Annotated in this window: 18 protein-coding genes; 8 read left to right on the plus strand and 10 right to left on the minus strand. The window is 41.3% G+C overall.

Going from position 1 to position 21,160, the window contains the following annotated elements; translation table 11 throughout:
* The first annotated feature begins 3 nt into the window (after positions 1–3).
* From C7972_RS12625 to C7972_RS12640, 4 genes are all read left to right on the plus strand, one after another.
* On the plus strand, positions 4–1,245 hold the full coding sequence (locus tag C7972_RS12625) for an FtsX-like permease family protein (RefSeq protein ID WP_110356546.1): 1,242 nt from the start codon (positions 4–6) through the stop codon (positions 1,243–1,245).
* A 70-nt stretch (positions 1,246–1,315) separates the two neighbouring features.
* Positions 1,316–2,095: an aldose 1-epimerase gene (locus C7972_RS12630; protein ID WP_110356547.1), complete on the plus strand. Its 780-nt coding sequence runs from the start codon at positions 1,316–1,318 to the stop codon at positions 2,093–2,095.
* Positions 2,096–2,105: 10 nt separating this feature from the next.
* Entirely contained in the window at positions 2,106–2,738 is a 633-nt protein-coding gene (locus C7972_RS12635) for a Crp/Fnr family transcriptional regulator (protein ID WP_110356548.1), read from the plus strand.
* A gap of 70 nt (positions 2,739–2,808) precedes the next feature.
* Positions 2,809–3,987 (plus strand): cytochrome-c peroxidase, encoded by a 1,179-nt coding sequence (locus tag C7972_RS12640; protein WP_110356549.1) that lies wholly within the window; start codon positions 2,809–2,811, stop codon positions 3,985–3,987.
* An 18-nt stretch (positions 3,988–4,005) separates the two neighbouring features.
* Here C7972_RS12640 and C7972_RS12645 read toward each other — a convergent pair whose 3' ends face one another.
* Positions 4,006–4,884: a DUF1080 domain-containing protein gene (locus C7972_RS12645; RefSeq protein WP_110356550.1), complete on the minus strand. Its 879-nt coding sequence runs from the start codon at positions 4,882–4,884 to the stop codon at positions 4,006–4,008.
* A gap of 147 nt (positions 4,885–5,031) precedes the next feature.
* On the opposite strand from C7972_RS12645, the gene C7972_RS12650 reads away from it, so the two are divergent.
* The 3 genes from C7972_RS12650 to C7972_RS24185 all read left to right on the plus strand — a co-directional run bounded on the left by C7972_RS12650 (position 5,032) and on the right by C7972_RS24185 (position 8,571).
* On the plus strand, positions 5,032–6,756 hold the full coding sequence (locus C7972_RS12650) for a SulP family inorganic anion transporter (protein ID WP_110356551.1): 1,725 nt from the start codon (positions 5,032–5,034) through the stop codon (positions 6,754–6,756).
* 205 nt (positions 6,757–6,961) lie between these two features.
* Entirely contained in the window at positions 6,962–8,371 is a 1,410-nt protein-coding gene (locus tag C7972_RS12655) for a rhodanese-like domain-containing protein (RefSeq protein ID WP_110356552.1), read from the plus strand.
* 71 nt (positions 8,372–8,442) lie between these two features.
* Positions 8,443–8,571, plus strand: a complete 129-nt coding sequence (locus C7972_RS24185) for a hypothetical protein (RefSeq protein ID WP_258364839.1) — start codon at positions 8,443–8,445, stop codon at positions 8,569–8,571.
* A gap of 41 nt (positions 8,572–8,612) precedes the next feature.
* On the opposite strand, the gene C7972_RS12660 is transcribed toward C7972_RS24185, so the two are convergent.
* The 7 genes from C7972_RS12660 to C7972_RS12690 all read right to left on the minus strand — a co-directional run bounded on the left by C7972_RS12660 (position 8,613) and on the right by C7972_RS12690 (position 18,434).
* On the minus strand, positions 8,613–9,992 hold the full coding sequence (locus tag C7972_RS12660; protein WP_110356553.1) for an exonuclease domain-containing protein: 1,380 nt from the start codon (positions 9,990–9,992) through the stop codon (positions 8,613–8,615).
* Between the two features lie 104 nt (positions 9,993–10,096).
* Positions 10,097–11,662, minus strand: a complete 1,566-nt coding sequence (locus C7972_RS12665; protein ID WP_110356554.1) for a hypothetical protein — start codon at positions 11,660–11,662, stop codon at positions 10,097–10,099.
* A gap of 3 nt (positions 11,663–11,665) precedes the next feature.
* A complete protein-coding gene (locus C7972_RS12670) occupies positions 11,666–13,066 on the minus strand; it encodes a neutral/alkaline non-lysosomal ceramidase N-terminal domain-containing protein (RefSeq protein WP_110356555.1) in 1,401 nt (466 codons plus the stop codon).
* 8 nt (positions 13,067–13,074) lie between these two features.
* Positions 13,075–14,154 carry an exo-alpha-sialidase gene (locus tag C7972_RS12675; protein WP_110356556.1) on the minus strand — a complete coding sequence of 360 codons (1,080 nt, stop codon included), beginning with the start codon at positions 14,152–14,154 and terminating at the stop codon, positions 13,075–13,077.
* The gene (locus tag C7972_RS12680; protein ID WP_110356557.1) at positions 14,151–16,517 is read right to left on the minus strand and encodes a GH92 family glycosyl hydrolase; all 2,367 of its coding nucleotides are present in this window, start codon (positions 16,515–16,517) and stop codon (positions 14,151–14,153) included. Before C7972_RS12680 ends, C7972_RS12675 begins: the two co-directional genes overlap by 4 nt.
* A gap of 16 nt (positions 16,518–16,533) precedes the next feature.
* A complete protein-coding gene (locus tag C7972_RS12685; protein ID WP_110356558.1) occupies positions 16,534–17,490 on the minus strand; it encodes an alpha/beta hydrolase in 957 nt (318 codons plus the stop codon).
* Complete coding sequence (locus C7972_RS12690; protein ID WP_181422883.1) at positions 17,487–18,434, minus strand: alpha/beta hydrolase; 948 nt, start codon at positions 18,432–18,434, stop codon at positions 17,487–17,489. Before C7972_RS12690 ends, C7972_RS12685 begins: the two co-directional genes overlap by 4 nt.
* A gap of 96 nt (positions 18,435–18,530) precedes the next feature.
* Between C7972_RS12690 and C7972_RS24100 the strand changes: the two genes are divergently transcribed.
* Positions 18,531–18,848 carry a hypothetical protein gene (locus C7972_RS24100; RefSeq protein ID WP_146216319.1) on the plus strand — a complete coding sequence of 106 codons (318 nt, stop codon included), beginning with the start codon at positions 18,531–18,533 and terminating at the stop codon, positions 18,846–18,848.
* A 27-nt stretch (positions 18,849–18,875) separates the two neighbouring features.
* Here the strand turns inward: C7972_RS24100 and C7972_RS12700 are convergent, their stop codons facing one another.
* A complete protein-coding gene (locus tag C7972_RS12700; RefSeq protein WP_110356561.1) occupies positions 18,876–19,766 on the minus strand; it encodes a bile acid:sodium symporter family protein in 891 nt (296 codons plus the stop codon).
* Between the two features lie 352 nt (positions 19,767–20,118).
* Positions 20,119–21,147, minus strand: a complete 1,029-nt coding sequence (locus C7972_RS12705) for a polysaccharide deacetylase family protein (RefSeq protein ID WP_220020902.1) — start codon at positions 21,145–21,147, stop codon at positions 20,119–20,121.
* Between the last annotated feature and the right edge of the window lie 13 nt (positions 21,148–21,160).

The raw sequence follows: 21,160 nt of genomic DNA on the forward strand, positions 1-21,160 counted from the left end.
AAATTGAATTTAGAATTTTTTATTGCCAAACGCCTTGTTACAGGTAAGGAGCATAAAATTAGTATTTCTGCACCAATAATAAAAATAGCTATTGCGGCCATTGCATTGGGGGTGATAATGATGTTGGTGGCTATTTCCACCGGGGTTGGTCTAAAACACAAAATACGGGAAAAGATAGCCGCCTTTAACGGCCACATCCAGATTTATAATTACGACAGCAATACCTCCGACGTGTCCAAGATCCCTGTTTCCCTTGATCAGGAATTTTATCCGGAATTTAAATCGGTCAGCGGGATACAGCATATTCAAGGGGTAGCCACCAAGGCGGGGATAATAAGAACCGAAGAGACTTTTGAAGGTATTTTGGCAAAAGGTGTTGGGGCGGATTACAATTGGAATGTTTTTAAGGAATTTTTAGTGGATGGCACCCTGCCCAATTTTACAGGGGAAATCAATGATGAGGCATTAATATCACAGGTTTTGGCCAAGCGTTTAAAATTGAAGACAGGGGATTCCTTCGTTGCTATTTTCTTTAAGGAAGACGATGCATCCAAGATACCCAATCAAAGGAGATTTACTATTACGGGCATTTACGACAGTGGTTTTGAAGAGCTGGACGGCTCCTATATTTTTATTGATCTGCGCCATATTCAACATATGAATAAATGGGCGGATAACGAAGTGGGAAACTTTGAAATCTTTGTGGACGATTTTGATGAAATGGACAATAAGGCCAAGGAAATTTACGGAAAGACCTTGTCCAATCTGGATACTCAGACCATAAAGGACAAATATTACAGGATTTTTGAATGGCTTGGTCTTTTCGATTTTAATATAGCATTGATCATTGGTATTATGATTATTGTAGGAGGTATCAATATGATTACCGCCCTCCTTGTTTTAATTTTGGAAAGGACCCAAATGATAGGTATTTTAAAGGCTTTGGGGTCGTCCAATTGGAGTATACGAAAGATATTTTTATACAATGCGGCTTACCTGATAGGTGTTGGTCTTGTGTTGGGCAACATCATTGGATTGGGTATTATAGGGTTGCAATACAAATTCCGTATGTTCAAGTTTCCCAACCCCAAGGAGTATTATATAGATTATATTCCAGTGTACCTTGACGTGACGGCGGTGGTAGTCCTCAACATTGGCGTTTTGATTTTATGTTTGCTGATGTTGCTTTTGCCGTCCTATATTATTACTAAAATATCTCCCGTTAAGGCTATACAGTTCGAATAGAATATATTGTAAATTTTAAATCCCGAATCAATAACAAAGTGATGAATTTTCTCTTAAAAAGTATAAGCAAATGGTAAAGCTAAACCTACAGGATCAGATTGTAACAATAGATGCAGGGGAATTGGTGGGCTATGCAGTTGCCGGCCATGAGTATATTCACCAAAAGGGCAGTCCGGGATGGCGTAATTCGGATACGGAAATGTTTCCAATTATAGGGCCTACCAATGAGGCAAATTTTAGGGTTACAACCCCTAAAGGTGCAGCTGTTCAGGATCAACATGGTCTATTGAGGGAAATGGTATACCAACTCGTTTCCCAAACCAAAACCAAGTCCATCTTTAGGAAACAATATGTGTCAGGTACCGCAATCAAGAATTCCAAATTCCCCTCCAAATCCACGGAGGAATATTTGTCCTGGCCTTATAATTTTGAATTTACAAAGTCCTACGAGATTCTTGAAAACGGCCTAAGAATTGAATTCAAAATTACCGGGGAAGCAGGAATGCCTTTTATGTTGGGATATCATCCTGCGTTTAAACTATATTCAGAAAATATTTCCATTAGAGCCTCTGATCGTACCATTGCCCTACAGGAGATACTCGATGCAGGCAATAGGGCCCTGCCGGTTTTGGACTGCAATTCCCTTACCTTGTCGGATGTAGGGGAGATTAATATAAAAACTGAAGGCTTTGGGAATTTTATGTTGTGGACAGAAGTACCCAATATGCTGTGTATAGAACCCATTTCCTTTTATCCATATGCGGTAAGCCAGGAGGATTTGCACAACGGATTTCAGACGGTAAGTACGTCTGAAAGGATATTTTCGGTAATAATACAACCTAACCTTTGAAACGAATAGTATGACAGAAGCATTGGAATTACATTATGGTTATATTTTTGAACCGGAGTTGTTGGAAGAAATTAGGACGGTAGGCAGCTATAAAAAGGTTGGTCAAGGCGAAATCCTAATGGAAATTGGTGCTAATATTAAGTCCATGCCTTTGCTGCTAAGCGGAGCCATTAAGGTGCTAAGGGAAGATGATGATGGCAATGAACTATTATTGTATTTTGTTGAAAAAGGGGACACTTGTGCTATGACCTTTTCCTGTTGTATGGGAAACAAAAAGAGTGGAATACGCGCCGTTGCGGAAACAGATACAGAATTATTAATGATACCGGTGGGCTATTTGGAAACCTGGATGGGGAAATATAAAACGTGGCAACAGTTTATCTTGGACAGTTACCACGCTAGAATGATGGAACTAATGGAGACCATAGATACCCTTGCCTTTCTAAGAATGGATGAGCGCTTATTGAAGCACCTGCAGGATAAGGCCAAAGTAACCCATGATGATGTATTGTACGCAACCCATCAGGAAATAGCCTACGACCTTCATACCTCACGGGTGGTAGTATCCCGCTTATTGAAAAAAATGGAAAATGAAGGTAAAATTGAACTTTACCGAAATCAGATCAAAGTGTTGGATCTATAGTTTTTTGTAGTTTAGTATTTGTTATTGAGCAGTTTAAGTGTTAAACTTGTCTTGGTAAAAGTAAAGATGAATGAGGATTGGTTTTTGTAAGTATGTTCTGGTCCTATCCGTATTGTTGGCGGGTTGTGGCAATCCTGCCAAGAAAGGGGAAATAGATATACCCCGGCCCAAGATGGTTGCCAAGGTTGCTGCCCTACCCAAAATTATAAAAACGCCCATAGGAAATCCAAGTTCCGAAGAAAAGGAACTCTTGGGGAAACTACTTTTTTATGACCCAATACTTTCGGGCGGTAAGGACATTGCTTGTGCCAGTTGCCATCACCCGGCTACCGGATATGCAGAGTTCCTGGATCTATCCATTGGTGCAAATGGTCAGGGGTTGGGGAGTAAAAGGGTATTTAAGCAGCCCAATGAAATTCCCCAAATGAAACGAAATTCCCCCACAATTCTAAACACCGCATATAATGGTATACACGGGAAGGATGATTATGATCCGGAAAATGCTCCCATGTTTTGGGATGATCGTGTAAAGAGTCTGGAAAAGCAGGCATTGGAGCCCATTAAGACCTTGGAAGAAATGAAGGGTGTTCATATTTCAAAGTCTCAAATTTTAAGCGAAGTGGCTGCAAGACTTCAGGCCATACCTGAATACAAAGATCTTTTTGCAGCAGCTTTTGGTGCGGATGCACCAATAGACAGTATTCATATAGGAATGGCCATTGCTTCCTTTGAAAGGACTTTGGTGGCCAACAATTCCCGCTTTGATCAATATATGGCTGGGGATGTAAACGCCATTTCCCATTCCGAAAAGGAAGGCTTTAAGCTTTTTAAATCCGTAGGTTGCATCAATTGCCATAACGGACCCATGTTTTCGGACTATAAGTTGCACGTATTGGGTGTGCCGGAAAACAAAAAGTTAACAGAACCCGACAGTGGATTTCAGGAAAGTTTCGCCTTTAGGACCGCTTCTCTTAGGAACCTGCGTTTTACCGCACCCTATATGCACAATGGTGCCTTTCAAAATTTAAAACAGGTATTGGAATTTTATGAGGATATTTCTTTTGGGAAAACACGGAATCCCTCGGTATCCAAGGAAATGTTCGATCCCTTTGTAAGGGAGCTTCAACTCAGTGTTAAGGATATGTCCTTGATCATTTCATTTTTAAATACCCTTAACGATGAAAATTTTGATAAGGAAATCCCCGAAAAGGTTCCCAGTGGATTGCCCGTAGGCGGAAATATTCAATAGTTGGTCGCTATGCGGTAATTAGTTGTATTTACAATCCTCCGGAGCGGATTTTATGTAATATTTACGATAATTGGACGCTTTGGGATCCATACAACCCTTGAGGTTTTTTAATTCTACTTTTCTAAAGTCTATGGGCTGCCCCTCCGCCTGTAAGGCTATAAAACCTTCCTTTAATAATTTACCGTCGATTTTGATGGCCGGATCATATCTGTTGGCAACACCGCCTCCTATTTGTGGTTTTGTGTATTGCAGTACCTCCTCCCCATTTACAATATGGGTCACAATGGAATCTCCCAAAACAATGGCCTCGGCGCGTACCCATTGATCTCCGAAATAGGTCTTGGAAGTGGAATTGATACAGTGTCTCGGGTCAATTTTACCTTGGTATACCACATCGGTTCCCGGGGAACACATATTGCCGGTGGGCCGTGATTTTCCTTCTTCCAGTCCGGCCAAAAACTGCATTTCCACAGAAATGGGCCAATCCTGCTCCTTGGGCATGGTCCTGGGATCTTGGGAATGGAACATTACCCCACTATTTTTTATGGTGTAACTTGGGGCTCCCGGGTGCAATTCTCCTACAAAACGATACTCTACCACTAAATGATAATAGGAGTAGGGGGTGTTGTAATATAGGTGGCCATAGCGTTCATTAAAATCGCCCTCATATTGGTCATAGCGCACTTTTATGATACTATCTTCTACCCTAAAGGTGTCGCCGTAATTGTCCCCAACCTCATAATGGTGAATTTTGGTGGTCCAATCGTTTATGTCCTTACCATTGAACATGGAAATCCAACCGTCCTTATTTTCTTCAGAAAAAGATTTAACCGTGCTGCACTGGCAAAGGATTACAGTAGCTATAAGACAACTTATGATGTAGGGTATTTTCTGCATATTCCAAGTGTAAATTTGTAATGAGGGTACAAGATAAAATATTTAATGTTTATTAATACCAATTTGAATGGGAGGAATGGGTATAAAGGTTTAAATTCTGTAACCTTCGTTACATTGGAATTAGGTATTTAATACTAAATTTGGTGAATGAGGAGATTTTTACCTTTCTTGGACTGGCTTCCAAAATATAACAAAAGCCTTTTTGGAAAAGATTTGGTGGCAGGTATAACCGTGGGTATAATTTTAATTCCCCAGGGTATGGCCTACGCTATGATTGCCGGTCTGCCACCGGTTTATGGTTTGTACGCTTCCTTGTTCCCTATTTTGACATATGCTTTTTTGGGCACTTCCAGGCAAATTGCCGTAGGGCCGGTGGCCATGGATTCCCTTTTGGTGGCTGCTGGTTTGGGCACCCTTGCCATATCAGGGGTGCAAAACTATATTTTAATGGCATTGTTCCTGTCGTTTATGGTAGGTGCATTTCAATTGATATTTGGTTTTTTGCGTATGGGCTTTCTGGTCAACTTTATGTCTAGACCTGTAATCAGTGGATTTACCTCTGCCGCTGCCTTAATCATTATTTTTAGTCAATTAAAGCACTTATTGGGAGCGGATATCATAAATAGCAATAAATTTCACGAGCTGGTTATGAATGCCTTTCAGCATTTGTCTGAAACCAATATTTATGATTTCTCTATTGGGATAATAGGAATTCTGATCATTGTTTCGTTTAAAAAATGGTATGATAGATTTCCGGCAATATTATTGGTCGTTGTACTTAGCAGTTTGGGGGTTTATTTTTTTAATTTGGAGGCCTTTGATGTCCAGGTAGTAGGGGAGGTCCCAGCAGGCCTACCAAGTTTTAATCTTCATAGTTTTAGCATGGAGAAGTTTAGGGATATATGGCCTATTGCCCTAACATTGGCATTGGTTGGATATTTGGAGGCAATTTCCATCGGGAGGGCATTTGAAGAAAAAAATAAAGTAGAGACCATAGACCCCAACCAAGAGTTGATAGCATTGGGGGCTTCAAATATGATAGGTTCATTTTTTCAGTCCTATTCGGTTACAGCAAGTTTTTCCCGTTCGGCAATAAATTATGAAGCGGGCGCCAAGACTACCGTGGCCTCACTGATCAGTGTGGTAATGGTGGCCCTGACACTATTGTTTCTTACCCCATTGTTCTATAACTTGCCAAAGGCGGCACTGGCTTCAATTATTATGGTTTCCGTATTTGGACTAATAGATCTTTCCTATCCAAAAAAATTATGGAACCAAAGCAAGGATGAGTTTATGGTTCTTTTGATAACTTTTTTAATTACCCTTGGTGTTGGCATAGTGGAGGGTATTCTAATAGGGGTATTACTATCCCTACTTTTGATGGTATACAGGACGTCCAAACCTCATTTTGCTGTTTTGGGAAAAATAAAGGGATCCGATTATTATAAAAATATTAGTCGTTTTGGTGACGAGGCAGAGGTACGTTCCGATCTTTTGATCGTAAGGTTCGACTCCCAGCTATATTTTGGGAATTTGGGTTATTTTAAAAGTGAACTTTTCAAGTTCATCAATGTCAAGGGCCGCTCCCTGAAAGCGGTGATTTTAAATGCCGAGGCCATTAATTATATAGATGCTAGCGCATCTGCCATGTTGATCAATGTTATCGAAGAAATTCACAATCGGAACATCGAGTTTTATATTGCGGGTGCTACGGGCCCCATTCGCGACATAATATTCAAGAGCGGAATTATCAACTGTCTGCATAAAGAATATCTTTTTGTTAAGATAAAGGAAGCCGTAGCCTATCATGATGACCCCAATACCATTCCTTTGCTAAGGGAAAGAGTGGCACATCAGAATCAAAGTAACTAATGTTGCATTCGGGGAGGTCTATATTATTTACCTTTGTAAAGGTGATTGTCCATTTAAGATTATTTTGATTAAATTTTAATCACCACACAAAAAAAAGATTAAGAAAATGGGCCAGGGCAACTTTGATGGCAACTAGATTGTTTCATGGTGAATTGCTACCGATAATTACTCGGATGGCTTATTAGGAACCAATAAATTTTTACAGATGAAAATAGAACAGATTTATACAGGATGTTTGGCGCAGGGTGCATATTATATAGAAAGTAAAGGAGAAGTGGCCATAATTGACCCCTTGCGTGAGGTGGAACCTTATATAAAAAGGGCCAAAGCGGATAATGCCACTATAAAATATATTTTTGAGACGCATTTCCATGCAGATTTTGTAAGTGGGCATATAACCCTTTCCAAAGAAACTGGGGCACCTATTGTCTATGGTCCTACGGCCAATCCTTCCTTTGATGCGATTATAGCAGAAGATGGTCAGGAATTTAGGTTGGGGGATATTACCATTAAGGCATTGCATACCCCAGGGCATACCATGGAAAGTACCACTTATTTGTTGAGGGACGAAAAGGGTAAGGATTACGCTATATTTTCGGGGGACACTTTGTTTTTAGGGGACGTGGGTAGACCGGATTTGGCACAGAAAGCGGCCAATATGACCCAAGAGGATTTGGCCGGGTTATTGTTCGATAGTCTTAGAAACAAAATTATGCCCTTAGCCGATGATGTGGTGGTCTATCCCGCACATGGTGCAGGTTCGGCCTGTGGAAAGAACATGATGAAGGAGACCGTGGATACCTTGGGCAATCAAAAGAAAATGAATTATGCCCTACGTGCCAATATGACCAAGGAAGAATTTGTTAAGGAAGTTACAGAAGGATTATTGCCACCTCCAAAATACTTTCCGCTCAATGTGAAAATGAACAAAGAAGGATATGAGGATATAGGGGACGTATTGGAAAGAGGTACCACTGCCTTGTCCCCCGATGCCTTTGAGGAAGCTGCCAATGCCACGGATGCGGTAATTTTGGATGTAAGAAACCAGGACGAATTTGTAAAGGGATTTGTTCCTCGATCTATTTTCATAGGGCTGGATGGTAGTTTTGCCCCATGGGTAGGAGCCCTTATTGCCGATACCAAGCAGTCTATCCTACTTGTAGCACCGGAAGGTAGGGAGGAAGAAGCCATCATAAGATTATCCAGGGTTGGCTTTGATGCTACCATAGGGTATTTAAAGGGAAGTTTCAAAGCCTGGAAAAATTCCGGTAAGGAATATGATGTAATTACATCCATTTCCGCCAAGGACTTGAAGGCCACTCTGGATAATAAGGAAGTTCCTGTTTTTGATGTAAGGAAAGAATCGGAATACCTATCCGAGCATATGGAAAATGCCAACAACACCCCTTTGGATTTTTTAAATGACCATATGGCCGAATTTCCTAAGGAGGATACCTTTTATGTACACTGTGCAGGTGGATATAGGTCTGTTATAGCGGCATCCATTTTAAAAAGTAGGGGCATCCATAATTTAGTGGATATAGCAGGTGGCTTTGAGGAAATAAAGAATTCTGGTTATAAGGTAACCGATTATGTTTGTCCAACGACACTTTAAAAGTGATATTTATCATATTTTACAGTGCTGTTTGTATATATTTTAGCTTACTGAATTTAAAATAATTACCTATGATTCTACAATACTTGCCATTGGTAAATTGGAGTAACGGAATAGTAATGATTGCTGTTTTTGGAGCTGTTTGTGTTGGGCTTGTCACCGCTGTTTTGATGTTGATGAACAGTGGTAAAAAAAAGTAGGTCGGGTATTTCATTTATTTGAAACAACCGGCCGTGCTTCTTCAAATGGAAAGAGGGGAGAAGGCAATGGCCTTGTTCGGGTATTTTCTTAAATACCATGACAAAATGCGTTTGGTATCCGTATTTTCTTTTTGGAGTTCCAAAAAATTTTCCAGGGCGTCAATATTATTTATCTGCTCCTGCCGCGGTAGGAATCCGTAACCCTTGTATTTGTTGTTGATAATCAATACAAAGGCTTCTTCCTCGGCGTGTCTGCCCTTTTCCTTGATCACTAAATTTCGGTTTCTGTCCATCAAGTCATCAATGGCGTTTCTTACTTTGGTATTATAATCCAAAGGCGATTCGGTTCCCTTACATATTCCAGAACAGTTGGTAATACTATAATGGGAGCAGCTGCTAATATTTTCCTGTAAATGACAGAATTTGGGACATAAGCCGTAGTTCTTGCATAGGTCTTCCAAGAACAAGCGGCAATCCGTTATGGTATTAAAAGTGGATATGGGATTGGGCGTTAATTTCAATTTGTTGTATGCCAAGTGTTGAATTCCATTGCGATCCTCATAGGAGAAAATGGCATATTCTGTTGGTGTTCGTTTCTGACTTTGATTGTATAGGGGGAAATGTTGTTTAATGGCTGCAGATTCCATTAATAGGGCAATTAGCTCGTTCCCGGATAATTCAAAATCGATGTCGTGAGTCGCCCTGCACATTAAAATTTCTTTGTTGGACTTGTCGTAAAAATGCCCAAGCACCCGTTTTTTGATATCAATGGCTTTCCCTACATATATTATGGTTCCCTTCGCATCCTTAAAAAAATAAATACCAGGGGAATGGGGTAGTCTTTCAAAGATTTCCTTGGGTAACAATGGGGGCAATGTAGCTTCTTGTGAGCGTGCATTGAGAAAAGCTTTGAATACCTTTTCGGCCCCGTTTGTCCTTAACAGTTTTTTAAACAGGATTACCGTGGCCTGGGCATCCCCTTTTGCCCTGTGGCGATCTGTTAGGGGAATGTTCAAAGAAGTGCATAATTTTCCCAGACTATAGGATTTTAGGCCAGGGATAAGTTTTCTGGACAATCGAACCGTACATAGCTTTTTGCGGGAGAAATTAATTCCGATATTCTGAAATTCATTCTTGATAACGTTGTAGTCGAAATTTACGCTATGGGCTACAAAAATGGTGTCCTCTGTTATTTCCAATACCTTTGCAGCTATTTCTTCCCAAGTGGGGGCATGGCGCACCAGATCATTATCGATGCCCGTTAATCCCGTAATGAAATGGGGTATTTCACATTCAGGGTTTACCAGCGAAGTATATTCATCGATGATTGCATGACCGTCAAATTTGAATATGGAAATTTCAGTAATCTTATTTCCTTTTATCCCGTTTCCGGTAGTTTCTATATCGATGATGGTGTACATATATTAAGGTGCTGGTAGTAACAGAACCTTAAAGTTATGGGAAATTGATTAAAAACTTGACTCCAACGGTTTAAAATTGTATACGGATGTTAAATTCCTTGTTGCTAGTCCAAATCCTTGATTACTTCCGTTAAGGCCTTATAAATGATGGGCCCCGTTTCCGGTCCCAAGGAATTCTCTTCCCCATAGGTGTCGCCTTCATCATTGTATAGGTACGGTTTTCCCGTGTCCCATTCGCTTTTTGGTATTATATATCCAATTTCATCATTGGAAAGTCCTAAATAAAATTTGTACTTGTCGGAAATCAATTCCTGAAGTGGTGGAATTTCCAAGGGCTGTATGTTAAATTCGCGACCTTCGGGGGCCTCTATGCCACCATACACAATTTCGGGATATATTTCCCCGGGGATACTTAAAAATAGGGCAGGGCCTATGCGAATGGCCCCTACTTCGGTCCTGGATTTAAAATATTCGGGCATTCCCATCTTGATCAGGCCAATACCACTGGCAATCTTAAAGGTAGTATTGTCCAATGGTGCCAAGATAGTCTTTGCCCTTAAAGAAATATTCGAATTGGTCAAGGTATCACCCTTTTGTTTTAGGGCGGTCAAGGACATCAAGGCAATTTGATCTCCAAGCGCCTTGGTTTTTTCAAATGTAGGTTCAAAGTATTCCTCCCCAGTAAAGGGGTCGGGTATCCCCAAAGAGGGATGTGGTGCCATTAATCCGCCAATAGCTCCCGAAAAATAAATGGCCACTCCGCCAAGTCCCTCAGTTACCAATTCCTCTCCGTTGTAAACACCTTTTTCCAGGCCTTCCCTAATATAGTGGGGAAAATCCGAACTGATCAATAAATTTTGAGACCATAGCGTTTCGGGATGGTTTGCCCAATTGATTAGGGTTCCCAGGGTGGTGTCGTTTTCGGCATCCAGAACCTGCATTAAATGTATTCCAGTGGCCTTTACAATTGGTTTTCGGGTGTCTTTTATGAGTTTGCCATCTTCTCCGGACAGGTCTTCGGCAAAAACCAATTTTGCGGGACGAAGGTTGTTGGCAGCCTCAATTATAGCCGCAACGGTTTGGGATTTTACATATTCCATCATTTCTGGATTTACGCCGGAATTGAAGATGTTTTCGCCCCAGATGCCAACAAGGTCGTTGCTTTCGTGGGTATGGGTAGACGATAACAGGGTATAATCTATTCCCAGCTCGGCAGGTATTCGTTTTCTGATGTCGATTACATCCCCATGTAAAAAACCAATGGCATCCATAGAAATCATGGCTATCCTGGTATTGCCATCATCGATCACCATAACCCGGGACCAGACATCATCATGCACTCCCTGGGCAGGTTTGGCGTTGCTCATTCCTGCAATCCAATACGCATCAAATTTCCCATTGTTATTGTTGTCGTTATAAGTATCGCCTTCATCCTTGCTGTATTTATTGTTTCCATTGGCATCGTTCCAAGTGTCTACAATAGTTGGGGTAATGGGCTTTTTGGAAAATCCGGCTGTTATGGGTTGCGGGGTTTTGTTCTCGATTTTAAGATCGATGGAATAGTCGGGATGACGGTCGCGCCAATTGTACATCACTACCGATGCCCCTACCAATAAGAGTATAAGGCTGCCTATCCCAAATATTTTTAATCCCTTTTTTAAAGTTTTCATTGTTTATAGTTTACTATGTGTTAATTCATTGGCCATTTTAAAATTGAGCTCCATTAAATAATCCCCCATGCTGGGGCCGTACCAACCCATTAATCGAGCTTCGTAAGTGTCAAAATAATAATACTTTTGTGGTACGATATATCCCAGATACTGGCCGTTAAAACTGCTGAGAACGGAATTGTACCCTTGGAGTTCCAAGGCATTTTTTAAATCCAAACCGTATTCCCCGCTTAGTTCATATGGTAGGGCAAGCCAAATGAGGTTGTTCAATTTTAGACCTTGAACTTGGATAGGGTTTGTCTTTGGCATCAGTTTACTTCCAAGATAAGGGGAAAGGCGTAAGCGGTCCGATATGTAGAGAAACTGCAACTTTGGGATTTCTATTTCAGAAGATATGGCGGTCAGATCCACATTAGGGAGATATTTCATTTTGTTCAAGGCAGATCGGGCCGAATCGGCAAGGGTTTCCCCAATGTATTTGGCTTTATCAAATTTCTCACCTAGTCCTTTGTTGGAATGACTTCCGACCGTTCCTGCGAAGAACATGGCCAGCTCAACCCCATTTTCTTCCAAATGCCTTTGGAAATATCCGGGATAATCCCCTGTATACAGTTCGTTGTCTGTACCTATTACGGTTGCATGGGCGGAAAAAGCGCCAATAGTGGCCTTTCTACCATTTTCCTGCATAAAGGACAAAAGGTCTAGTTTATCATTAAGTCGCCCGGATTCCCCAATGATCCTATTGCGTACCAAATTGGGTACTTTAATATAGCCCGAAGAGAATTGGGCGGGTTGTTTGTCTGCCAAAGCCTGTAATATGAGGGCGGAAAATTTTTGACCAAGCCATTCCACTACCTCCGGTTGATATTCCCCACCAAAGCCTTTTCCCACATAACCGGGCATACAATTGCCAATGCTGGAATGGGTGTGGGTAGCCCCAAAATAAAGCTGTTTTCGGGCTATTTTTCCCTTTAGGTTTTCGGTAACCTGGATAACAACGTCTTCCGGTATTGCCACTAGATCGGCATTGATCAAAACCACGGTTTCTTTATTTACTTCAACTGCGATTGCCTTGGCAAAAATGGAATCGTGAACTCCGGTTGCAATTTTACCGCTACCATAACCGGCCATTTTTATATTGTTGAATTCACCTTTGGTGGGGTCCGGAGTGCCACTTACAATTTTGGGGGTGATATTAGTCCTTGCAAATCCGGCAAGCAGCGGTCCTTTGGCCTCGGTTTTATTCTTGACGGCTTCCTCTATATTTTGAATGGTATTCCTGTAATACTCCGTTTCAAAATAGGGTGTGGTGTCAATGGTACTGGTAGCAAAAAAGAAAAGAACTACCAAGAGTACTATCAATGCCCCAACAAATTTCAGCAAAACCTTTAACCATTTTCCCATGATTGTTCTTAATTAAGTTTTTGTGGATCCAAGACGATATACTTCACTGTCTTTCTGTTCCAAGTATATACAATATGCACTTTCCCATCGGGAGCCTGTATCATGGTAGGATATGAATATTCTTCGCCCTCCTTATCCGTATTCTCCCTTAAAGGTTCCAAGTCCAGAACGCGTTTCCATTTGGTGCCGTCATTGGACAGGGCCAAACTCAAAGGTACCCTATCGCCCCAATTTTTTCCGGTGGGATTGTAAACCAATAATTGTCGCCCATCTTTTAAACTTACCCCGTCTATTCCGGAATTTGGATTGGGCAAAGCCGTGGCTTTCATTTTGCTCCAGGTGCTTCCGTAGTCGGTAGACCAATTCTCGGCAATGACCTCATTTTCGGTTCTGCTCAAAAGCTGTAATTTTCCGTTGCCATAATTTAAGACCACAGGTTGTATGGCGCCTAGTTCTTTGCCATCGTTCAAGGGCTGGGTTTTGGACCAAGTTTTTCCGTTATCCGAGCTAAGTTCCAAATGAACTTGCCAACCCGCCTCTTCATCTTCCGTGCTGGAAGGGGAGAGTATTTCACCACTTGCCAATTGTATGGGCTGGTTTTTAATGGGCCCCAGAATTCCCTCAGGAAGTTTTACCGGTTTGGACCACGTTTTACCATCATCATTAGAGGTCATGTAGAGTCCCCACCATTCGGTAGGACTAGGCCCTACCTTATAGAATAAAAACAGTGGTTGGTCTTTGGGTTTAAACAATACCGGGTTCCAACAGGGATATCTACTACCATCTTCCTGTACGCCATTTATTACTTCTACTGGGATAGTCCAGGAACCATTGGTCTTTCGGGATACCCAAATACCAACGTCGTCATTTTTTTCTTCGGTGCCACCAAACCAAGAGGCTATAACGGTACCATTGCTTACTTCTACTGTAGAAGCATGGCATTCCGGGGTAAGTGCATCATCCAATTCATAAATAAATTCCTGTTCCACTATGGCAGGATGGTCCAATGGAACTACTTCCGGTAATTTTTCCATTTTTCCTTTACACGATACTACTAACAAGGTACACAATAAAAATAAAAGTCTCATAAGGTAGATTTAGATGATTGTTTGTTAATTAAAAACTGTGGCTCTTTGGCCATAATGAAGGTCAGTTGGGCCCCTTCGGCTATTTCTTCGTGCTTAATCCAAGTGCGGTCCAAGGGACGCCCGTTCAGCAATATTTTTTTTACATAGATATTATTGGGATCATAGTTTTCCGTGTCTATGGTCATTTGGTTTTCTCCCATTTGTAGAATAGCGCTCTTAAATAATGGTGCGCCCAATTGATAAATGTCCGTTCCGGCAATAGGATAAAAACCAAGGGAGCTAAAGATATACCAAGCGGACAAGGTTCCGGCATCATCATTGCCATCTATGCCCACATAGGAATTATCGTATTTATTATCCAAAATCCAACGCACCCATTTTTGGGTCAAGTCGGGCCTGTCAACGGCATTGAAAAGATAGGCGGCATGGATATCCGGTTCATTGCCATGCCAGTAATAGGAGCCTGGGGTCCAGGTAGCTTTTTTTGGATCGGCTTTGGCAAAAAAGTTGTTCAGTTCGCTCACAAAATAATCTCTATCCCTAAAAAGCGATACCAGGCCTTCCGGATCATAGGGTACGGCCCATCGCCATTGCAATGCACTGCCTTCTGTATAATCCTTGGTATACTCATCATCCCAGTCCGTATAAGTAAGTTGCAAGGGCTTAAATTTTTCCACAAACCGCCCATCCTCATGTCTGGCTTGAAAATATTGGGTATCCGGATTCCATACATTTTTATAGAATTTGGAATGGCCTTCAAAAAGGGCCTGGTCTTCCATAAGTTGTAATTCTTTGGCCAAAAGACTAATGGAATGGTCGGCCCAGCCATATTCCAAGGTCTTGCTTACGGCTTCATCCCCAAATTCCGTAGGGCAATAGCCGTAGGCGATATATTTATCTATCTCCTCCCGGCCAGCAGCGGAACTGTCCTTGGGAATGGGCTCCAGGGCCACTTGTCTCATTTTTTTATACGCAAGCTGCACATCAAAATTGCGTATACCCTTTAAGTAAGATTCCGCAATGACCATATCCGCTGGGGAGCCCAGCATGGAGTTGCTATATCCATACCCAGAGGGCCAGCGTGGAAGGCTGCCCCCTTGTTTGGACATTTCCACTAAAGAGACCAACATATCTCTTTGTTCATCCTTTGCTATGAGATTGAATAATGGGTGGACGGTGCGGAAAGTGTCCCATAAGGATAGATCCGTGTAGTAGTTGTAATCGGTAGTTTGGTGTATTTTTTTGTCAAATCCCTTGAATTCCCCGTTTACATCGTTAAAGATGGTAGGCATTTGAAAACTGCGATATAAAGCACTGTAGAAGACTTTCCTTTCTTCCAGGGAGCCACCTTCAATCTTGATTAAGGCCAGTTTTTTTTCCCATTTGTCCTTGGCTATTTGCAGTATGGCCGCAAAACTAAGATGGCCTGCTTCTGTCTCTAGGTTTAAACGCGCATTTTCAATACTAACATGGGAAATGCCAATTTTGGCATTAATGTGTTTCCGGGTAAATCCGAGATAAATTTTTAGACTGTCACTTTTCTTGCTCAGGCTATTTTGATCCAATGTTTGACCGTCCCAAATGCCATATTCGGAAAATGGTTGATCAAATTTAGCCACAAAGTACACCTTTATACCATCAAACCTACTTGCAAAGCTGCCAAATGTCCTAACGGATCCTTCAATTTCATTGTTCTCCGGACGTATGTTTACAAATCCTTCCTTTGCCCGATGGTTTCCTGTAGTATTGGTAATATGGATAAGTAAATTTTTGTCGCCTTCTTTTGAAAATGTATATTGGTGATGCCCACTGCGTTCAGTGGCCGTAAGTTCGGCAACAATACCCTCTTTTTTTAGTGCTACGCGGTAATAGCCAGGAAAGGCTATTTCATCATTATGGGAAAATTTATGGGCATAATCCAATTGGAAATCAATTTTATTATGTGGTGTGGTGGTTGGTGTAAATAGAAAATGACCTCCATCGGTAGCACCGGTCCCGGCCAAACGGGTATGGCTAAAGCCAAGTATTTTGTTGTCGCCATAGTAATACCCTGAGGTGCTAAAGTCTTTGGTGTTGTTGTATAAAGACATGGTTTCTGGACTTAGGCGCACCATCCCGAAGGGGACTGTGGCACCGGGAAAGTTAAATCCACATACCCAATAGGGAAAACCTCCTGTACCTATAAAGGTATTTACATATGTACCTAATGGCCCTGGAATTAGTTTCTCCGTATGGTTCTTTGGAGTTGCCTTTACAATGCTTTGGTATTTATACCCAGCAATTAGAATAGCAATAAGCACTAGGCATATGGCCATTCCAATGGCAATGGCAGTGATTTTCGCTATTTTTTTCAGCAACTTCATTGGGTCTCGTGTAATCTTAGTTTAAAGGGATGTACTTTTCAAAAAACCTATCCATGTGATACTGGCAATAGGCATTTACTTTTACGGAGGCGTCCATGGTATGTGGCCACCCTTTTAGTTTGTGGTAATATGATATGGCACCGGCCTTTTGAAGGGTGGCATGTAATATGTCCGATTGTTCATAGGGTACCAATTCGTCCAAGGTACCTTGGAATGTTATGGTTGGGGGTACATTCTTTGAAATTAAAAATAAGGGAGAGGCCATTTTATACAATTCAGGGGCCTCTTCGTAGGATTTGCCTATTAAATATTGTACCGAGGATGCCTTTATGGCTGTTTCATCGGTAAGGTTGGATGGGCCATAAAAATTAACGACAGCTTGTACTGAGGCGGATATCCCGTTATTATCTACATCTTCCTTTGTATTGGAATAGGCGTTCAGTAAGGCCAGGTGGCCACCAGCGGAACCACCGACCATGGCTACTTTGTTTGGGTTTATATGGTATTTGTCGGCATTTGATTTTAACCACCTTACCGCATCTTCCACATCATGGAGTTGGGCAGGATATTTGGCAACATCGGTTAATCTATATTGTACGGTAGCTGTAATATAACCTTTCTTTGCGTAGCTAATCAAATACGCCAAATAATCGTGTTTGTCACCTTTTTTCCATGCGCCGCCATGAATAAAAATAATTAGTGGAGCGTCTTTTTTGATCGTTTTGGTATGGTAAATATCCAATTTGAGTTGAATGGAGTCTATGGTCTTATAGACAACATCTTTGTATTCCTCTATATCTTCTGGAACAGGGAAGTCGGTTTCTATTATTTTTAAGGCCCCTGTGGCATAGGCAATTTTCAGGCTTGTATTGCTGGAGTAACCTTTTGGAGGTATGGATACATCGTATTGTTTGGCCTTGCAGCCCAATAGTAAGGCAAGTGTAAATATGGATAAGAAAATATTTTTAATCATAATTTTAAATGTTTTTCCAAGAATATATCTGTATGATATTGAATATATGAGAATACCTTTGCTGAAAGGTCCATGGCATGTGGCCAACCTTTTAACTCGTGATAGTAACTGGGCACCCCATATGCATTTAGGGTTTCATGGAGTTTTTTGGATTGGCCATAGGGTACCAGTTCATCCAAAGTGCCGTGAAAGGAAATGGTAGGAGGGGAGTTTTTGTTTACATATGTTATAGGTGAAGCATTTCTGTACATTTCCGGGGCTTCTTCATAAGTTTTTCCAAATAATCGATGTACCCGTTTTTCTTTTTTTGCAACCTCGGTCGTTAAATCCGAAGGACCGTAAATATTTATTACGGCCTGGACCTTGGTGGCTATACCATTGCTGTCCTGTGCATTGGAAGAATGGGTGTAGGCGTATTGCATGGCCAAATGTGCCCCTGCAGAACCGCCCGCAATGGCTACCTTCTGTATATTGATGTTATAATCCTTTGCATGCGATTTCAACCAACTTACGGCATCCCTTACATCCAAGAGCTGTGCAGGGTACTTTGCCACACCACTTAATCTGTATTGTAGGGAGGCTGTAACATATCCCTTCTGGGCATAACTGATTAAATAATGTAAAACATTGCTTTTCTTTCCTTTCTCCCAAGCACCACCATGTATGAAAATAATAAGGGGGGCTTCTTTTTTTAAAGCCTTAAGATGATATATATCCAGTTTTAATGATGTGTTGTTAATGGTCTTATAAACAAGGTCCTTGTGTTCCATGATGCTTTCCGGTACTTCCACCTTGGTAAGGGTAGGCTCAATGGCCCCTAGTGTATAGGCTACTTTAAGACTGATGTTGTTTGCAAAACCTTTGGGCGGCAGGGAAGGGTCGTAATCATCCGGCTTGCAACCAATAAGCAATAGGGTCATCCATAAAACCAATACTATTCTCATGACCATAATTTATTATACCTAAAGTTCGGATTTTTTGCTTTGCCATAAACCCCATTAAGCTGTATTGTTTTGTTGACCAAGGGTGTGTTCAAAAATTTGAGACCAAAAATAAAGCTTTGGGTGTTGGATAAAATGAACATACTGCTTTTTGGCGTAACCCGATCAATATTGGCCCCAATAACCTTGGGTAGTACGGCTCCATTTACCATGTTTGGACTCAATGTTCCCATAGGGACCCTTTTGTTTTTTATAAGAAAACGGAATGCTTGCGAAGGAACAAGGGAACACATTACTAGAGCAAAAACAAAGCCCATACGTAAGCTGAACATAAAATCCGGGATTAAGGAGCCTATAAAATTGGTAGGGAAGGGAATGAGAAAAAAGACGAATAAAACAAGGGCAACAATAAATTGATTTTTTCCCATCTTATGTTTGTCAGGATTAATTGGCAGAATCTTTTTCCAGGTTTAATTCATCTTTCACCCCTAGTGGTTTTCTAATAAAAATAATTACAGTGGCCGTAATAAACATTAATAGGCCGTAAATGGCAGGCACAATAGAGTATTCGGCATTGTTCAAGGCTATGGTTGCCAAAGTTATTGCCAAGGTTCCATTTTGGATTCCGGTTTCAATGGATATGCTTATGGCCTGTGGTCTGGTTAGTTTAAAAAGTACTGCCATTAAGAACCCTATGGTCATAGTACTTACATTTAGTAGTATGGCCGGTAGCCCTGCTTCGTTTAAATAGCTCATAAAAACATCCTTGACGCTAATGGTCACCCCAATGATTACCAAAACAAATATGATGGCAGAAGCTATTTTTACGGGCTTCTCCATCTTGTTGGCAAAGGCTTCAAATTTATTTTTTATGAGCATGCCAATTCCGACCGGTATAATTACAATGACCATCAATTGTTTTATCATGGTTATGGCATCGACCGAAATGGCCATACTCTCATTGGAAAATTCCTCCAGCGCAAATTGCACAATGAAAGGAATGGTCAAAATGGAAATTATACTGGATACGGCCGTTAGGGAAACGGATAGGGCCAAATCGCCTTTGGCCAAATATGAGAGCATGTTGGATGTTGGTCCCCCAGGACAGGCCGCCAATAGCATAATGCCTATGGCAGTAGTAGGGGACAAGTTTAGGGAAATGGCAATGATATATCCTATTATTGGTAACAACAACATCTGACAGATAAGCCCAATGATCATAGCCTTGGGATAGGTAACCACCCGCTTAAAATCGGAAAGGGTCAATGATAGGCCCATCCCGAACATAATAATAATCAAGGAAATGGCAAGGATAATTCCAGAGGTAGAATTCATGACAAATAGGTTTTAAGGTAAATCATTATCATTTTCCCATAATCGGGATACACACAAATAAAACTTTTTAAAAGTTATTTTCCTTATTATATTTTATTGGATTTGCATTATAAATTAGCAAATAATCGAACATCTGTTAATATTTTTGTTAAAAGGGTTAGAATATTTTAAATTCAAGGGTTGTTTTGGGTAAAGGTTGATCTTAAGACCGGGGGAGGTGGGTTTCCTTTTTCCGGTCTTAAAATAATCTGTTGCCATATATAGGGTTTCTATAGGCATTTGCTGTATATACCCCGACCCTTTAGGCGCTTCCTTAAGTAGAACCAGGGCATGCCCTTTGTTTATTAAGCATTTATTTCATGGAATTGAACCGGGTCATGATTTCCTTCCAATTGGTAAATATTATCCCTTCTTCCTCGAAGAATTCCTTAAGATCGGGATCGGCAAAAATTTGTGATTCCCAAACCCTTTGTTGCCATGATCCTGTAATGCCCCTTAAATTATCGGTTTCTACGGAGGGGTGAAAAATAATCTCTGTAAGTCCGGCTGGCAAGGATTTTATCAAGGTTTTAAAAGCTTCCACTTTTTCTTCATAGGAATCGGCCTTTGGGGCACTGGAAAAAAAGTCCAATTTGGGCAAGGTGTACTCCTCGGACATTTTTACCACGGAATCATCCATAGGGTAGCCCTGTGCCCTAAATTCGGCAAGAACTGCTGGTACGGATATATCAATAATATTTGCTGGGATACCGTATTCCTGGGCAACCTTCATATAGACCTTTACATAACTGGGATCACCGAACAAGGTACCCATATGGGTATCTATATGGTCCGGTCTATAGCCCCAGGCAATGGATTGTTCAATTTGGGCCCGTATTTCCTTTTCCACCTCCTCAGCTGTGGCATGCTGTACTACTTCCGGGACACTGCGCCATAATTTATCTTCAGGGTCCAATAATCCAGGTACTTCGTTATCTGGAGTTATAGGGCCCCATCGATGTTTTTTCCATTCACTGGTGAGTGTTAGGTGTAGGCCTATATCCATTGAAGGGTTTTCCTTGGCCCAATTGATAAATTCTTTGGCATTGGGGCAGGGTATCATTACGGCAGCGGATTGTATTTCTCCCTTGGTCAATTGTTCCTTGGCGGCAATGTTCGCCTCGGGGCACATCCCAATGTCATCTGCATGCAACATGATTACCTTTTTTCCGGTAGGCCATCCTAGTTTTTCGGCCCAGTTTTTTGCCTCTAAGCTTGTTTCGGGTTCCTTAGGGCCATCGTTGTTGGCCTTGTCTGTATTTTTTTTCTTTTCCCCGCAACTAATTACAAATAGAGCCATACAAAGGCTCATGAACAAGGTAATTGGATATGATTTTTTCATTTTTTGTAGTTTT

Source organism: Arenibacter sp. ARW7G5Y1 (assembly GCF_003201775.1).
Taxonomy (GTDB): Bacteria; Bacteroidota; Bacteroidia; order Flavobacteriales; family Flavobacteriaceae; genus Arenibacter.

Bases quoted from the DNA above. Each gene is read 5' to 3' on its own strand.
- C7972_RS12630 (WP_110356547.1), top strand. From the start codon at position 1,316: ATGGTAAAGCTAAACCTACAGGATCAGATTGTAACAATAGATGCAGGG.
- C7972_RS12635 (WP_110356548.1), top strand. From the start codon at position 2,106: ATGACAGAAGCATTGGAATTACATTATGGTTATATTTTTGAACCGGAG.
- C7972_RS12640 (WP_110356549.1), top strand. From the start codon at position 2,809: ATGAGGATTGGTTTTTGTAAGTATGTTCTGGTCCTATCCGTATTGTTG.
- C7972_RS12645 (WP_110356550.1), bottom strand. From the start codon at position 4,884: ATGCAGAAAATACCCTACATCATAAGTTGTCTTATAGCTACTGTAATC.
- C7972_RS12650 (WP_110356551.1), top strand. From the start codon at position 5,032: ATGAGGAGATTTTTACCTTTCTTGGACTGGCTTCCAAAATATAACAAA.
- C7972_RS12655 (WP_110356552.1), top strand. From the start codon at position 6,962: ATGAAAATAGAACAGATTTATACAGGATGTTTGGCGCAGGGTGCATAT.
- C7972_RS24185 (WP_258364839.1), top strand. From the start codon at position 8,443: ATGATTCTACAATACTTGCCATTGGTAAATTGGAGTAACGGAATAGTA.
- C7972_RS12660 (WP_110356553.1), bottom strand. From the start codon at position 9,992: ATGTACACCATCATCGATATAGAAACTACCGGAAACGGGATAAAAGGA.
- C7972_RS12665 (WP_110356554.1), bottom strand. From the start codon at position 11,662: ATGAAAACTTTAAAAAAGGGATTAAAAATATTTGGGATAGGCAGCCTT.
- C7972_RS12670 (WP_110356555.1), bottom strand. From the start codon at position 13,066: ATGGGAAAATGGTTAAAGGTTTTGCTGAAATTTGTTGGGGCATTGATA.
- C7972_RS12675 (WP_110356556.1), bottom strand. From the start codon at position 14,154: ATGAGACTTTTATTTTTATTGTGTACCTTGTTAGTAGTATCGTGTAAA.
- C7972_RS12680 (WP_110356557.1), bottom strand. From the start codon at position 16,517: ATGAAGTTGCTGAAAAAAATAGCGAAAATCACTGCCATTGCCATTGGA.
- C7972_RS12685 (WP_110356558.1), bottom strand. From the start codon at position 17,490: ATGATTAAAAATATTTTCTTATCCATATTTACACTTGCCTTACTATTG.
- C7972_RS12690 (WP_181422883.1), bottom strand. From the start codon at position 18,434: ATGAGAATAGTATTGGTTTTATGGATGACCCTATTGCTTATTGGTTGC.
- C7972_RS12700 (WP_110356561.1), bottom strand. From the start codon at position 19,766: ATGAATTCTACCTCTGGAATTATCCTTGCCATTTCCTTGATTATTATT.
- C7972_RS12705 (WP_220020902.1), bottom strand. From the start codon at position 21,147: ATGAAAAAATCATATCCAATTACCTTGTTCATGAGCCTTTGTATGGCT.